This window comes from Micrococcus terreus (genome assembly GCF_900116905.1).
GTDB lineage: Bacteria > Actinomycetota > Actinomycetes > Actinomycetales > Micrococcaceae > Citricoccus > Citricoccus terreus.
In genome coordinates this window covers 24,780-39,225 of sequence record NZ_FPCG01000003.1, presented here as the reverse complement: position 1 = coordinate 39,225, position 14,446 = coordinate 24,780, and the positions used below count along the sequence as shown (strand labels likewise).

13 protein-coding genes are annotated in these 14,446 nt (G+C 69.3%); all 13 read right to left on the bottom strand.

Features of this window, described 5'->3' with window-relative positions; all coding sequences use genetic code 11:
• A complete protein-coding gene (gene pcaG, locus BM355_RS04605; RefSeq protein WP_091695502.1) occupies positions 1–654 on the bottom strand; it encodes a protocatechuate 3,4-dioxygenase subunit alpha in 654 nt (217 codons plus the stop codon).
• Positions 654–1,418: a protocatechuate 3,4-dioxygenase subunit beta gene (gene pcaH, locus BM355_RS04600; protein WP_091696019.1), complete on the bottom strand. Its 765-nt coding sequence runs from the start codon at positions 1,416–1,418 to the stop codon at positions 654–656. The genes pcaG and pcaH overlap by 1 nt, the downstream gene beginning before the upstream one ends.
• Before the next feature lie 193 nt (positions 1,419–1,611).
• On the bottom strand, positions 1,612–2,826 hold the full coding sequence (locus BM355_RS04595) for a 4-hydroxybenzoate 3-monooxygenase (RefSeq protein ID WP_091695501.1): 1,215 nt from the start codon (positions 2,824–2,826) through the stop codon (positions 1,612–1,614).
• Between the two features lie 133 nt (positions 2,827–2,959).
• Complete coding sequence (locus tag BM355_RS04590) at positions 2,960–3,832, bottom strand: IclR family transcriptional regulator (protein WP_091695500.1); 873 nt, start codon at positions 3,830–3,832, stop codon at positions 2,960–2,962.
• Between the two features lie 141 nt (positions 3,833–3,973).
• Positions 3,974–4,786, bottom strand: a complete 813-nt coding sequence (locus BM355_RS04585; protein WP_091696016.1) for an ABC transporter ATP-binding protein — start codon at positions 4,784–4,786, stop codon at positions 3,974–3,976.
• A 304-nt stretch (positions 4,787–5,090) separates the two neighbouring features.
• Complete coding sequence (locus BM355_RS04580) at positions 5,091–5,864, bottom strand: ABC transporter permease (RefSeq protein ID WP_091695497.1); 774 nt, start codon at positions 5,862–5,864, stop codon at positions 5,091–5,093.
• Positions 5,861–6,667: an ABC transporter permease gene (locus BM355_RS04575; RefSeq protein WP_091696013.1), complete on the bottom strand. Its 807-nt coding sequence runs from the start codon at positions 6,665–6,667 to the stop codon at positions 5,861–5,863. Before BM355_RS04575 ends, BM355_RS04580 begins: the two co-directional genes overlap by 4 nt.
• 499 nt (positions 6,668–7,166) lie before the next feature.
• Positions 7,167–8,189: an ABC transporter substrate-binding protein gene (locus BM355_RS04570; protein WP_218154307.1), complete on the bottom strand. Its 1,023-nt coding sequence runs from the start codon at positions 8,187–8,189 to the stop codon at positions 7,167–7,169.
• 249 nt (positions 8,190–8,438) lie between these two features.
• Complete coding sequence (locus tag BM355_RS04565; RefSeq protein ID WP_091695494.1) at positions 8,439–10,109, bottom strand: dihydrolipoamide acetyltransferase family protein; 1,671 nt, start codon at positions 10,107–10,109, stop codon at positions 8,439–8,441.
• Between the two features lie 24 nt (positions 10,110–10,133).
• Positions 10,134–11,186 carry an alpha-ketoacid dehydrogenase subunit beta gene (locus tag BM355_RS04560; RefSeq protein ID WP_091695490.1) on the bottom strand — a complete coding sequence of 351 codons (1,053 nt, stop codon included), beginning with the start codon at positions 11,184–11,186 and terminating at the stop codon, positions 10,134–10,136.
• Complete coding sequence (locus BM355_RS04555; protein WP_245760599.1) at positions 11,183–12,409, bottom strand: thiamine pyrophosphate-dependent enzyme; 1,227 nt, start codon at positions 12,407–12,409, stop codon at positions 11,183–11,185. The genes BM355_RS04560 and BM355_RS04555 overlap by 4 nt, the downstream gene beginning before the upstream one ends.
• 131 nt (positions 12,410–12,540) lie before the next feature.
• Positions 12,541–13,632 carry a histidinol-phosphate transaminase gene (locus BM355_RS04550; protein ID WP_091695487.1) on the bottom strand — a complete coding sequence of 364 codons (1,092 nt, stop codon included), beginning with the start codon at positions 13,630–13,632 and terminating at the stop codon, positions 12,541–12,543.
• Between the two features lie 166 nt (positions 13,633–13,798).
• The gene (locus BM355_RS04545) at positions 13,799–14,329 is read right to left on the bottom strand and encodes a septum formation family protein (protein WP_091695485.1); all 531 of its coding nucleotides are present in this window, start codon (positions 14,327–14,329) and stop codon (positions 13,799–13,801) included.
• Positions 14,330–14,446 lie beyond the last annotated feature (117 nt).

Sequence of the window (14,446 nt, the reverse complement as noted above, 5' to 3'; positions counted from 1 at the left end):
TCAGTTCTGCGGGTAGTCGATCCCGGGGAACTGCAGGAACACCGTCTCCTTGTCCGCGTGCTCGCCCTGGCCCTGCACCCAGATGTCCAGGTGCAGCGAGCCGTCCGGGCGACGCTCGGCGATCAGGGTCTGGCGCCGGGTCTCGTCCAGCGAGCTCAGCAGCGGGTCCTGGGCCAAGGCCTCGGTGTCCTCCGGCAAGTAGATCCGGGTGTGCAGCTTGTTCAGCAGACCGCGGGCGAAGACCACCAGGTGGATGAACGGCGCCTTGCCGTCCTCGGTGGGACCGGGGTTCACCGTGGAGAAGGTGTAGGTGCCCACGTTGTCCACCGCGCAGCGGCCCCAGCCGGTGAAGGTCCAGCCGTCCCGGACCAGCGAGCCGGTCTCCTGGGGGATCTCACCGTTCTGGTCCGCCTGCCAGATCTCCAGCATGGCGTCCGGGATGGGATCGCCGTTGCCGTCATACACGGTGCCGGTCAGGCGCACGGCATCCGGGTGGGTCGGCGGCACCAGGTGGTGGCCATCCCGGAAGGGCAGGTGGACCTGCTCGTAGCCGTTGGCGTAGCCGAAGAACGGGCCGATGGTCTGCCCCGGGGTGGGGACCAGCTTGCCCTCGGCGGTGCGGTCAGCGTTGGGATCGTTGACGTCCACGCGCATCAGTGATCGCCCTCCTCGTCTTCCATCCAGGTGCGGTTGCTGCCGCTGAGCACGATGTCCCAGTAGTAGCCGGTGTTCCACTCATGGGTGGAGACATTGTGGTCATAGGTGGCCACCAGGCGGTCCCGGGCCTTCTGGTCGGTGATCGACTGGTAGATCGGGTCCAGGCTGAACAGCGGATCGCCCGGGAAGTACATCTGGGTGATCATCCGCTGGGTGAAGTCGGTGCCGAACAGCGAGAAGTGGATGTGGGCCGGACGCCAGGCGTTGTGGTGGTTCTTCCACGGGTACGGCGCGGGCTTGATGGTGGTGAACTGGTAGGAGCCGTCGTCCCCGGTGATGGTGCGGCCGATGCCGGTGAAGTTCGGGTCCAGCGGGGCCGGGTGCTGATCCCGCTTGTGCACGTAGCGGCCGGCGGCGTTGGCCTGCCAGATCTCCACGAGCTGGCCGCGCACAGGGCGTCCGTCCCCGTCCAGGATCTTCCCGCGCACCACGATCCGCTCGCCGAGCGGCTCTCCGTTGCCCTGGATGGTCAGGTCCGACTCCAGGGTGTGCACATCCCGGTGTCCGAACGCCGGGGACCACAGCTCGATGGTCTCCGGGTCCGCGTGGTGCATGGACTTGGTGGGGTGGCGCAGCAGGGAGCTGCGGTACGGCGGGAAGTTCACGCGCGGCTGGGTCTCCCCGGAGGCGGCGTCGTGGATCTGCTTCATCTCCGCGTCGATGGTCTCCTGGGAGTCCTGCGTCGCGGCGGGGTCCAGCACGTGGCTGTTGTTGAACGACTCATCGGCAGGTGCCTGACCGGACTGGTCGGCCGCGCCGGAGGACCGCGGGACCGCGGTGGGTTCCTTGCTCACGGGCTGCTCCTTTCTGTGGGGAATCGGGGGGGCTGGGAGGTGGGGTGGCCAAGCGAGGTGCGTGGCCGTCGTCGGGAAGGTGGTCTGTGAGGTGGGCCCGTCAGGCGTGGGGCCAGCCGGTGTAGGACTCGGCCAGGTACTGCTGGCCGTAGCGCGAGGAGGTCACGGTCTCCAGCTCGCCCAGGGCCCGCTTGGTCTCGAACGGATTGGCGTCCTGGCGGGTGTGGAGCATGCTGGTCATCCAGTAGGAGAAGTTCTGCGCCTTCCAGACCCGCTTCAGCGCGGTGTCCGAGTAGGCGTCCAGCAGGTCCTTCGAGCCGGTGGAGACATAGGACTCGATCGCCTCGAACAGCACCTTGATGTCTGCGAACGCCAGGTTCAGCCCCTTGGCGCCGGTGGGCGGGACGGTGTGCGCGGCGTCGCCGGCCAGGAACATGTTGCCGTGGCGCATGGGCTCGCGCACGAAGGAGCGGAAGCCGAGGACGGTCTTGTCGAAGATGGGGCCGGTCTTGAGCTGGAACCCGTCCGGGCCGTCCACGCGCTTCTGCAGCTCGGACCAGATCCGATCGTCCGACCAGTCGTCCACGTTCTCGCCCGGATCACACTGGAAGTACATGCGCTGCACGGTCTCCGAGCGCTGCGAGATCAGCGCGAAGCCGTGCGGGGAGTTGGCGTAGATCAGCTCCGGGAAGGACTTGGGAGCCCCGGTCAGGATGCCGAACCAGGCGAAGGGGTACTCGATCTTGAAGTCCCGGTGGCCCTCGGCCTCGCCCACCGCGCGGCGGCAGAATGAGCGCGAGCCGTCCGCGCCGACCAGGATGTCGCACAGCAGCTCCTGCAGCTGGTTCGGGTCCCCGCCTGCGGAGAGGTCATGGAAGCGGACCTTGGGGGTGTCCGTCTTCAGGTCCAGCACGTCCACGACCTCGCACTCGTAGCGCACGTCCCCGCCGTCCCGCTTCCGGGCGGCGGCCAGGTCCACGAAGACCTCGTTCTGCGCGTACAGGGTGACGGTGGCGTCCACCAGGTCCGGGAAGTCCAGCAGGTGGGACTCACCGTTGAACCGCAGGTTGATGCCGGAGTGCTCATCGCCCTCGGTCAGCACGCGGCCGTCCACGCCGGTCTCGGTCAGCATCGTCACCGCCTGCTGCTCCAGGATGCCCGCGCGGTGCGTGTTGGCGATGGTCTCGTGGTCCCGCTTCTCCAGCACCACGTTCTCGATCCCCTGCTGTGAGAGCAGGTGGGAGAGCAGCAGGCCAGCCGGGCCTCCGCCGACGATCCCCACCGTGGTGCGGGTGATGTTCTCCGGTGCGCTCATGCAGGACTCCTTCGTCGGCGGTGCGGGTCCCCCGGTCCGCACAGGACGTGCACGGACCTCACGGGACAGGGCGTTCTGCCCAGTGTGAGCGAGGTGACAGGTGCACGTCCCGGCCATTCTCACTCAGTGAGAATCATGCCTGCGGGAGGTGAGGGTACGGATGCGTGGCCGGCTGTGAGGCAAGCGCTCGAGAGATGCCCCGCGCGGCCGCCAGGAGCATGGGAGCCAGACCGGGTGCCAGGTCAGAATGGCGAGGCACGACGACGCCCAGTGCCGCGAGCATGGTCCCGTCGCCGCCCAGGATGGGCACGGCCACGCCGGTGGTCTCATCGTCCACCTGGCCGTCCAGCGCCGCATACCCGAGCCGACGCACCTCAGCGATCTGCTGCCGGAGCACCGCCGCGGTGGGGTTGAGCACTCCCCTGGCTGAGCCGACGTCGTGCCCTGTCCCCCAGACCAGAGGCTGGCCCAGCGCGTCCTGATGGGAGGCGAGGAACGCCTCCGTCACGTCGCGGCGCGCATGCGCCAGCAGCACCAGACCGAGCGCTGTGGTGAAGGTGGGCAGTCGGCCGGCCACGCTGGCCTGGTTGGCCACGGCACTGCGGGCGGAGAGGCGTTCGATGACCAGCACGCCGTCCTCGTCCAACACGGCGAGCTGGGTGTGCTGGCGCAGGACGGCCTGGACATCGTCCATGAACGGGCGGGCGGCATCCCACAGGGAGGTGGTGGGCGCCGAGCGGGCGGCGAGTTCCCACAGGCGCAGCCCGGGCCCGACCGTCCCGTCCTCGTGCCGCTGGAGCAGCCCGGCACCGACGAGTCGGTCCACCCAGCGGTAGGCGGTGGGCAGGGGCAGGTTCGCGCGGCGGGCCAGTGCCGCCACGTGGAGCACCGGACGGTCGGTTTCGAAGGCGTCCAGGATCCGGATCAGCCGGTCCAGGGTGGAGTCATGTGAGGAGTGTGCGGGGTGCGCGGCGGGGGCCGCGGCACGGTCCTCAGGTGAGCTCATGCCTCGACCTTAGGCCAGTGCGGGGCGGGGCCGGACCAGCTCAGGACACGCGCCGATTCAGAAGCAGTGGCGACCATGGACTCCCATGGTCGCCACTGCTTCTGGATCAACAGGATGCCCCGGAGCGCCGGGTGGCTCGGGTCAGCCGCGGTGGCCGGATCCGGCCTGGAGGCTGTCCTCGGGGCGGAAGCCCTTCTTGGCCAGCTGGATCTGCTCGTAGACGTGGTGGCGCAGCTCGGAGAACCGCTGCGAGGAGCGGGTCTCGAGCTGGTCGCGCTCGTCGGGCAGGTCCACCAGCACGTCCTGCTGGACCACGGTGGGCGAGGAGGACAGGATGATCACGCGCTGGCCCAGGTACACGGACTCATCGATGTCGTGGGTGACGAACAGCACCGAGACGCCCAGCTGCTTCCAGACCCGGCGCACCAGGTCCTCCAGGTCAGCACGGGTCTGGGCGTCCACGGCGGCGAAGGGCTCGTCCATCAGCAGCACCTCAGGCTGGTAGGCCACCGCACGGGCGATCGCCACGCGCTGCTGCATGCCGCCGGAGAGCTGCCAGGGGTAGGACTTGGGCACATGGGCCAGGCCGACGGCCTCCAGTGCGTTGTCCACGAGCTCGTCCCGCTTGGCCTTGTCCACACCCTGGTTCTTCAGGGGCAGCTCCACGTTGTCCCGCACCCGCATCCACGGGAACAGGGACCGGCCGTACTCCTGGAAGACCACGGCCATGGACTTGGGCGGACCGGTGACCTTCTTGCCATGCAGCATCACCTCACCGGAGGTCGGTGCCAGCAGTCCGGAGATGCACTTGAGCAGGGTGGTCTTGCCCGAACCCGAGGGGCCCACCAGGCAGGCCAGCTCGCCCTGGGGCAGGTCGAAGGTGAGGTTGCGGACGGCCTCGATGTCGCCGCCGTCGGTGTGGTAGACCTTCTTCAGATTCCGCACCGAGAGCATCGCCTCCCCGTCCGGCTGAGTGCGACCCACCGGCAGCAGGCCGTCGGCCGTCTCCTGGACGCTGCCCTGGTTCACCACCTCAGACTCCCCTGCCGGTGCGGCAGGGCGATCGGTGACCGGAGCACCCGAGGCGAGGGAGCCGCCGTCGGGCTGGCCGGTGGTGGAGGTGGCGGGCGAGGCGGTCAGGTCTGCGGCCGAGGAGCCGGCGACGTGCTCGGAGGAGGCGCCGGGAGTGTTCTCCGTGCTCATGGAGGGGGTCCCTTCAGGGGTGGGGATGGAGGTCTGGTCAGGATGGGGGCTGGGCTCAGGCTGCATTCTCGATCTCCCTCAGTCCGTGGTACCAGCGCAGCACCACGCGCTCGACGGCCTGGAAGATGAACGACATGGTCACGCCGATCAGGCCCAGCACGACGATGCCGGACCACATCTCCGGGATGGCGAAGGAACGCTGGAACTGCACGATCGCGAAGCCCAGGCCCGAGGAGGAGGCGAACATCTCCGAGATCACCATCAGGATCAGGGCGATCGAGAGGGACTGGCGGATGCCGGCCATGATCTGGGGCATGGCCGAGGGCAGGATCAGGTAGCGGACCCGGTTGAACCCGGTGATCCCATAGGTGTGCGTGGTGTCGGCCAGAACCTCGTCCATGGAGCGCACGCCCTCGATGGTGTTCAGCAGGATCGGCCAGACCGCGCCGAAGATGATCACCGCGACCTTCATCTCATCGCCCACACCGACCAGCAGCATCAGCACCGGGATCAGCACGGTGGGAGGGATGGCCCGGAAGAACTCCATGGTCGGCTCCAGCAGGGCGCGCAGCCAGCGGATCGAGCCGATCAGCAGACCGCCGACGATCCCGATCAGGATCGAGCAGACGATGCCCACGGCCAGACGGCCCAGGGACGGGAAGACGTCCGTGGTCATCCGGTCCCAGGTCCAGGTCTCCCCAAAGGCCTCGGCCAGCACGGCCGGGGTGGGAACGAAGAAGTTCGGCTCACCGGTGGTGGCGAAGAACCAGATGCTCAGCAGGATCACCGGCAGAGCGACGATGTAGAGGAATCCCTTCAGGTACTTCACTTGGCGACCTCCGTCCGGACCGAGGAGTGCCAGGCCAGCACACGTCGCTCGATCACCCGCATGACCAGATTGATGATCACGCCCAGCAGGCCGGTGGCCAGCACCAGGGCGTACATGGCGGCCGTGGCCCCGCCGGACTGGGCCTTGGCGATCTCATTGCCCAGACCCGGGGTGCCGATGATCAGCTGAGCGGTCACCGCCAGGATCAGCGCCACGGCCGCCGCCAGACGCACACCGGTCATCAGGTACGGCAACGTGGTGGGGAAGATGACATAGCGCAGCCGGGCGAACGGACCCAGACCGTAGGAACGGGCCGTGTTCATGGCCACGTTGTCCACATCAGCCACCCCGTACAGCACCTGGATCAGCACCTGCCAGAACGAGGCGTAGACGATCAGCATCAGCGAGGACTCGATCTTCACGCCGAACAGCAGCACCGCCAGCGGGATCAGCGCCACCGAGGGCACCGGCCGCATGAACTCGATCGTGGAGTTGGTGAACCGACGCAGGAAGGTGGAGGAGCCGATGATGAACCCCAGCACCGCGGCCAGCGAGACGGCGATCAGCATGCCCAGGGCCCAGGCGAGCATGGTGTCCCCCACGGCCTCCCAGAACGCGGTCAGTCCGAAGTTGCGGAACAGCGCGGCGATGGCCTCCGAGGCCGGCGGCATGAACCGCGCGTCCACGATGCCCAGCCGCGGTACCAGCTCCCAGGTCAGCAGGAACCCGAGGATGCCTGCCAAGCCCAGCAGCTTGATGCTCCAGCTGCGCCGGCCACGACGCCGGGCCACACCCGGACCCATGCCGGTGGCCCGACCCGTGGCTCCGGCCTGGGCCACCGAGGTGATCGGGGCATTGGCGTCAGGACGGGTGGGGATGTCAAGGGCGGCCACCGTGGCCGCGTCCGTGTGCCGCCGAGTGTCGCCACGGCGGCGAGCCGAACCGGACGAGGCCTCGAGGCGGTGCAGCCGCTCGATCTCCGTCTCTCGGTCCGGACCGCCAGGACCACGAGGGTCCGGCGCACCGGGGGTGGAAGTCTGGTCCGTCATCTGTGCTGTCGCTCCGCTCGAGACTGGTGGGGATGACTGGGGAAGGATGCCCTGTGACGTGCACCACAGGGTGGAATCAGGCTAGTGCCTCAGGATCAATCATTCAAGAGATCAATCGTTCTGAGTCTCAATGATCGGACTCGTGGCTGCGGGCCCACGACCGGCCCGGCGGGCGCCCCGAGGAGAGATCCTCAGAACACCCGCCGAGACGCCGTCGGGAAGGAGAGCTGACCCTCCAGAGGTGATCCGTGGATCAGGGCAGCATCTCGGACATGTCCGGAGCCGTGCCGACCACGCCATACTCGGCGGCGGCGTCGGCCAGCTTCTGATCGGCTTCGACGTTGAACTCAGCCTTGAAGCGAGGCATGATCATCTTCTCGCGCGTCTCCTCGTCGATCTGGGTGTAGGTGCCCACGATCTCGCGCACGCGGTCCGGGTTGGCCTGGGCGAACTCCAGAGACTCGTTCATGGCGTCAGTGAACTTCTGCACCAGCTCCGGATCCTGCTCGGCGGTCTGGGCGCTGGTGAAGTAGGCCGCGATGTCCAGCTCGGGATCCATGGCGGTGTGGTTGTAGGCCACCACGCGACCACCCTGATCCAGGACGGAGGTCAGGAAGGGCTCCAGCACCCATGCGGCGTCCACCTGGCCGGACTCGAGCGCGGCGGGGGCGTCCGGGAAGCCGATCTCCATGAACTCCACCGAGGACGGGTCACCGCCGTCGGCTTTGATGGCGCTCTTGATGGTGACGTCGCCGATGTTGGAGAGGTTGTTCACCGAGACGGTCTTGCCCTCCAGGTCCTTGGCGGACTGGATGGGAGAGTCGTCCTTGACCATGACGGCCCCGAAGTCCTCGTCACCGTCCGCGGCAGTCACGCCGTTGGCCACGACCTTCAGGTCGATGCCCTTGTCCTGGGCGACCATGATCGAGACGAGGTTGGAGAAGGCGAAGTCATAGTCCCCGGAGACCACTCCCGGGACGATCGCAGCACCCCCGGAGGCCGTCTGCAGCTCCAGGTCCAGGCCGTGCTTCTCGAAGATGCCCTCGTCCTCACCGAGCCAGATGGCCGCCGTGTCCACAATGGGGATCACGCCGACGTTGACGGTCTGCAGCTCGCCCTCGGCGGCGGCACCCGAGCCGGACTGCTCACCGGCCCCGCCGGAAGGTGAGCCGGATCCACAGGCCGCGGTGAAGGCGATGGCGGCCATGGCGGTGAGGCCCATGAAGGACCGGCGGGCGAGGGCGCGGCGGGATGCGCGAGGGGTGATGCTGGTCATGACGACTCCTGAGACGATGCAGATGTGGGGGTGATCCACCCCACACTAGTTGACATCATCAACAATTGGCCATACTCAGAACATCTGGGTCGAGACGCCGAGCGTCTCAATGCAGGGAAGCGCTGGTCGGCCGGCCCCGGGGCGGGCCGGACCACCTCAGGACCCACGTTGATCCAGAAGCAGTGGCGACCATGGGAGTCCATGGTCGCCACTGCTTCTGGATCAACAGGATGCCCCGGAGTACCGGCATCACTCCAGCAGCAGCGCGGGCTCCTCCATGATCGCGGCCACGTCCGCCATGAACCGCGCGGAGAGGTCCCCGTCCACCACGCGGTGGTCGAACGAGCCGCCCAGGGTGGTGATCCAGCGCGGGATGACCTCGCCGGAGACCACCCACGGCTTCTGCTTGATGGTCCCGAACGCCACGATCGCCACCTCACCCGGGTTGATGATGGGCGTGCCGATGTCGATCCCCAGGGCCCCGATGTTGGTGATGGAGATGGTGCCGTCGGCCATCTCCCGCGGCTGGGTCTTGCCGTCCCGGGCCCGCTTGGTCAGGGCGGTCAGCTCCACGGCCAGCTCACGCAGGGACAGCTCGTTGGCGTTCTTGATGTTCGGCACCAGCAGCCCCCGGGGCGTGGCGGCCGCGATCCCCAGGTTCATGTAGTGCTTGACCAGGATCTCCTCGTCCGTCCAGGTGGCGTTGACGTGCGGGTTCCGCGCGGCCGCCCAGATCACGGCCTTGGCCAGGATCAGCAGCGGGGTGACCTTGACTCCTTCGAAGTCCGGGTTCTTCTTCAGCCGCTGCACGAACTCCATGGTCCGGCTGGCGTCCACGTCCACGAAGATCGAGACGTGCGGGGCCTCCCGGTAGGACTGCGCCACGGCCGCCGCGGTGGCCCGGCGCACGCCCTTGACCTTGATCCGCTCGGTGCGGTGCTCGTTGTCCCCGCTGTCCGGCATCCAGAACCCACCGGACTGCTCGATGTATGTGTCCCGCTCTGCCAGGTAGTTCTCCACGTCGGTCCGGGTGATCTCCCCGTGCTGACCCGTGGCGCGCACCTGGGTCAGGTCCACGCCCAGCTCCTTGGCGATCCGGCGCACCGGCGGCTTGGCCAGCACCTTGGACCAGAGTCCGGCCACATCCTGCACGGCATTCCCGACGGCGGCCGGCAGCTTCCGGCCCCGGCCCACGGGAGCCTGGGGTGGGGTGGGTGCCGCGGGTGGGTTCGGCGACGAGGGTGGGGTGAGCGCCGAGGGCTCAGCGGTGCCCTCCTCGTGCGTGGACGCGGGAGTCTGGGAGGCGGCCTCGCGTGCGGGTGCAGGCGCGGGCGCGGCGTCGCGCGCTGGTGCAGGGGTGGGCGCGGGCTCTGATGCGGTGCTCGTCGCGCTCGCATGTGGGGGCTGTGCCGCCGGGGCCGGACGGTTGGTGCGTGGCCGGCGCTTCACCGGGTCGGCCTTCGGACCGGAGCCCACCAGGGCGGCCTGCGTCTGCACCGGCTGCCCCGGCTGCGACGTGGAGCCGGCGTCCTGCTCTGCCTCACTCATCTGACCACTCACCTGACCACTCACCGAGGCGACCTGATCGCCCGAGGTGCCGGGCGTCGTCGGGGGCTCCGTGGGGGCGGCAGGCTCGCTGGAGCCGGCCTCATCCCCCGGCCCGCTCTCCCCCGCGCCGGCCTCTCCGTCCGTGGCGATCCCGATGATCGGCGTGCCGACCTCGACCGTCTCGCCCACCGGCACCATCAGCTCACGCACCGTGCCCGCATACGGGCTGGGCAGCTCGACCAGGGACTTGGCGGTCTCGATCTCGCAGAGGACGTCGTTGACGGCCACCGTGTCCCCCACGGCGACCTTCCACTCGGTGATCTCGGCCTCGGTCAGGCCCTCGCCGACGTCGGGAAGGGTGAAGATCTCCATGGCGCTCTCTCGTCTCACTTCTCGTCAGTACGTGAACAGCCGGTCCACGGCGTCCAGGATCCGGTCCAGGTCCGGCAGGTAGTGCTCCTCCACACGGGAGGGCGGGTAGGGCAGGTGGAAGCCGCCGACGCGCAGGATCGGGGCCTCCAGGTGCAGGAACGAACGCTCCATCAGCCGCGCGGCGATCTCCCCGCCGAGCCCGCCGAACGTGGGCGCCTCATGGGCGATCACCATGCGTCCAGTGCGCTCCACGGAGGCCTGCAGGGCGTCGAAGTCCACCGGGGAGAGCGAGCGCAGGTCGATCACCTCCAGGGACCGGCCATCCTCCTCGGCGGCCTGCGCGGCGGCCAGGGCCACCGGCACCAAGGGCCCCCACGCGACGACGGTCGCATCGCTTCCCTGCCGCACGGTCACCGCACGGAAGGGGCTGGGCTGGGCGTCGCCTGCGGCGGGGCTGGTGTCCACCTCGCCGCGCAGCCAGTAGCGGCGCTTGGGCTCGAAGACGATCACGGGGTCCTGGCACTGGATGGCCTGGCGGGTCATCCAGTAGGCGTCATGCGCGTTGGACGGGGTGATCACGCGCAGTCCGGGGGTGTGCGTGAACAGGGCCTCCGGCGACTCCGAGTGGTGCTCGATGGACCCAATGCCCCCGCCGTACGGGATGCGGATGGTCACCGGGACCTCGCGGGTGCCCTGGGTACGGGCGCGCATCTTGGCCAGCTGCGTGGTGATCTGGTTGAACCCGGGGAAGACGAAGCCGTCGAACTGGATCTCCGCCACCGGGCGGTAGCCGCGCATGGCCAGGCCGATCGAGGTGCCGATGATCCCGGATTCGGCCAGGGGCGAGTCCACCACACGGTCGGCGCCGAAGGTGGCCTTCAGTCCCTCCGTCACGCGGTACACCCCGCCCAGCGAACCGATGTCCTCGCCCATCAGCAGGACCTTTTCATCCGCGGCGAGCTCGTCGGCGAGCGCGCGGGTGATCGCCTTGGCGATCGTCAGGGTCTCGGTCTGCGGAACGGGCTGCTGGGCGCTCGAGGCGACGTGGCCGCCGTCGGGAATCTGGCTGGTGCTCATGCGGGTGCTCCCTCCGGTCCGTCCACGGGGACGGTGCTCTCGCCACCGGCGACCTCCGGCGCGCTCTCCAGGTCCGCGAACCCGGCCTGCCACTGGTGGTGCCAGGCCTGTTCCTCCTCGATCAGCGGGTGGGGCTCGGCGTAGGTGTGGGCGAAGACGTCGTCCAGGGTGCCGATGGTCTCCGGGGTCATGCCGAGAACGGCCTCGCGGGTCTGGGCGGCCAGCTGTTCAGCCTCGTCGTGGACCTCTGCGGCGAAGGCGTCGTCCAGCACACCGGTGGCGCGCAGGTGTGTCTCGAACCGGGTGAGCGGATCCAGGGCGGCGAAGGCCTGCTCCTCCTCGGCGGTGCGGTATTTGGTGGGGTCGTCCGCCGTGGTGTGGGCGCCCACGCGGTAGGTGTCCGCCTCGACCAGCACGGGGCCGGCGCCGGTGCGAGCCTGCTCGGCGGCCCAGGCGGTCACCGCGTACACGGCCAGGGGGTCGTTGCCGTCCACGGTGACGCCCTCGAATCCGTAGCCGGCCGCACGGCGGGCCAGGGGGACGCGGGTCTGGGTGCTGGAGGGCACGGAGATCGCCCAGTGGTTGTTCTGGCAGAAGAAGACCACGGGCAGGTCGTAGCTGGCGGCGAACACCATGGACTCGTGGACGTCGCCTTCCGAGGACGCGCCGTCCCCGTAGCAGGCCAGGGTGATCTGGCCGTCCTGGGCGCGGCGGTCCTGGTCCCAGCCGGCCTGGTCGCGCGCGATGCCCCAGGCGTATCCGGTGGCGTGCAGGGTCTGGGCGGCCAGCACCAGGGTGTAGGGCTGGACACGGTGCTGCTCGGCGTCCCATCCGGCGTGGGCCGCCCCGCGGAAGAGCAGCAGCAGCTGGCGCGGAGTGACCCCGCGGGCCAGGGCCATCAGGTGTTCACGGTAGGTGGGGAAGATCCAGTCGTCCTGGTGCAGTGCGGCCAGGGCACCGGCCTGGGCACCCTCCTGACCGATCGCCGGCACCCACAGGGCCAGCTGCCCCTGCCGCTGCAGGGACGTGGCCTCACGGTCCAGCCGACGCTCGGTGACCATCCACCGGTACATCTGGCGCATCCGGTCCTCGATCAGAGTGTCCAGGTACGGCAGGTAACGGGCGAAGCGCTCATCGCGCTGCAACGACCCCTCGCGGTCCAGAAGGCTGACGGCGCCCTCCGGCAGCTGGGCTGCGGGCGCACCGGGGCGCGGCTGTTCCACGTGGAGTCTCCTTCCGCACCGGCACAGGGGCCGCCGGCACGGGAACCAGACTAGACCCGCGGGGTGTTACCCCTCAGTAGAAGACGGCACGGTCCCGTGGGCCGAGACGTCCCGGCTCGGGCTGGCGCGGATCAGGCCCCGAACGCGCGGACCAGCTCCAGGAACCGGGTGTTGGCCTCCACCTCACCGATCGAGACCCGCACGCCCTCGGTGCCGAAGCCTCGCACGGACAGCGCCTGGCGTTCGGCCGCGGCCACGAACTCCGGGGTGCGCTCGCCCAGGGGCAGCCAGACGAAGTTGGCCTGGGTGTCCGGCACGTCCCACCCGGCGTCCTGCAGGCCCTGCACCACGCGCTCACGCTCGGAGACCACCTGGTCCACGCGCTCCATCACCTGGTCCAGGTGGTCCAGGGAGGCCACGGCCGAGCGCTCGGCCAGGCTGGACACGGCGAAGGGGGTGGCGATCACGCACAGGTACTGGGTGATGTGGGGGTGGGAGACCGAGTAGCCCACCCGCAGGTTGGCCAGGCCGTGGGCCTTGGAGAAGGTCCGCAGCACCACGACGTTCTGGTGGCGGCGGTACATCTCGATCCCGTCCACGGCGCCCTCGTCCCGGATGAACTCCAGGTAGGCCTCGTCGATCACCACCAGCACATGCGGGGGCACCTGGGCCAGGAAGCCCTCCACCTCTTCGGTGGACAGGATCGGCCCGGTGGGGTTGTTGGGGGTGCACAGCAGGATGACGCGGGTGCGGTCGTTGATGGCGGCGGCCATGGCCTGCAGGTCGTGCCGGAAGTCCTCGGTCAGCGGGACCTGCACGTCCTTCGCGCCGGAGGTGCGCACCACGATCGGGTAGGCCTCGAACGAGCGCCACGGGAAGATGACCTCGTCCTGGGTGCCGTCCGGGCGGGCGCCGGCGAAGGTGTTGATGATCTGGGTCAGCGCGCCCAGGGAGCCGGCCCCGGTGACGATGTCCGCGGCAGGCACGTCCAGGTGTTCGGCCAGGCGTTCACGCAGCAACGTGGCCAGCGGGTCCGGGTAGCGGCTGATCGCATCGAACTCGGCGATCGTCTCGCGCACGGCAGGGACAGGGCCGTAGGGATTCTCATTGGAGGCCAGCTTGTAGGCCACCAGGCCCTCGACGGCGGCCGGCGGCTTGCCTGCGGCGTAGGCGGGCAGGGTGTCCAGGACCGGGCGGGGGCTGATGCTGACGGGCTCGTTCATGATTCCAGAGCCTAGTCCCGGGCTGCGCGCGGGGGCAGTCCCGGGCCGGATGCCCGACACTCCGTCAGGCAGCGCGGCCCCGGCACGCAGGTCGTCTCACGCGCATGCCCGTGACGGACAGCCGGTCCGGTCTCCCGGTGGGGAGCTCCGGACCGGCCGGAATGGATCACTGCTGGGCGAGGGCATCATCCAGGGTGACGGAGGCGTCCACGATCTGACCGGTCCACGGGTCGGTGACCGAGTAGACGATGCAGTGCTGGGACTGGTCGGACGCGTTGCGCAGCTCGGTGGCGGTCAGCGGCACATCGACCTCGTCCAGGTACTCCTCGGTCTGGGCACGGCAGGCGGCCTCGGTGTCCGGGGCGTCCTCATCGGCCGGATCGGACTCCGGCACCGACCACAGGTACTCGGCCGTGTGCTCGCCCTCGCAGTCCACCTTCTGGAAGGAGGCGACGTTGCGGATGCCGGGGTCGGCGGTGAGGCAGTCCCCGGGCTCGAAGGAGACGGGCTGGGCCTCGGTCTCTGCGGTGGACTCCTCGGTGGCCGAGCCTGAGGCCTGGGTCGAAGACGAGGCTGCGGTGGGCTGCTCGGTGCCGTCCTGGTCAGACCCTCCGCTGCACCCGGTCAGGGCCAACAGGGCGACGGCGCTGAGGGCGGCGGCGCGGACGGAGATCCCGCGGAAGGCGGCGGATGACATGACGATCAGCTCCTGAGGTGTGGGGTGCGCTCGGCGATCCCGCCGGGCCGCCGGTCAGTCTAACCACGCGCCGACGGCCGCACAGACCCGTGGTGACCTGTCCCACAGGTGCTCTTC

Coding starts and splice junctions, on each gene's coding strand:
- BM355_RS04565 (WP_091695494.1), bottom strand. CDS start 10,109: ATGGAGATCTTCACCCTTCCCGACGTCGGCGAGGGCCTGACCGAGGCC.
- BM355_RS04550 (WP_091695487.1), bottom strand. CDS start 13,632: ATGAACGAGCCCGTCAGCATCAGCCCCCGCCCGGTCCTGGACACCCTG.
- BM355_RS04560 (WP_091695490.1), bottom strand. CDS start 11,186: ATGAGCACCAGCCAGATTCCCGACGGCGGCCACGTCGCCTCGAGCGCC.
- BM355_RS04575 (WP_091696013.1), bottom strand. CDS start 6,667: ATGGGTCCGGGTGTGGCCCGGCGTCGTGGCCGGCGCAGCTGGAGCATC.
- BM355_RS04585 (WP_091696016.1), bottom strand. CDS start 4,786: ATGCTCTCGGTGCGGAATCTGAAGAAGGTCTACCACACCGACGGCGGC.
- BM355_RS04570 (WP_218154307.1), bottom strand. CDS start 8,189: ATGACCAGCATCACCCCTCGCGCATCCCGCCGCGCCCTCGCCCGCCGG.
- BM355_RS04590 (WP_091695500.1), bottom strand. CDS start 3,832: ATGAGCTCACCTGAGGACCGTGCCGCGGCCCCCGCCGCGCACCCCGCA.
- BM355_RS04595 (WP_091695501.1), bottom strand. CDS start 2,826: ATGAGCGCACCGGAGAACATCACCCGCACCACGGTGGGGATCGTCGGC.
- BM355_RS04545 (WP_091695485.1), bottom strand. CDS start 14,329: ATGTCATCCGCCGCCTTCCGCGGGATCTCCGTCCGCGCCGCCGCCCTC.
- pcaG (WP_091695502.1), bottom strand. CDS start 654: ATGCGCGTGGACGTCAACGATCCCAACGCTGACCGCACCGCCGAGGGC.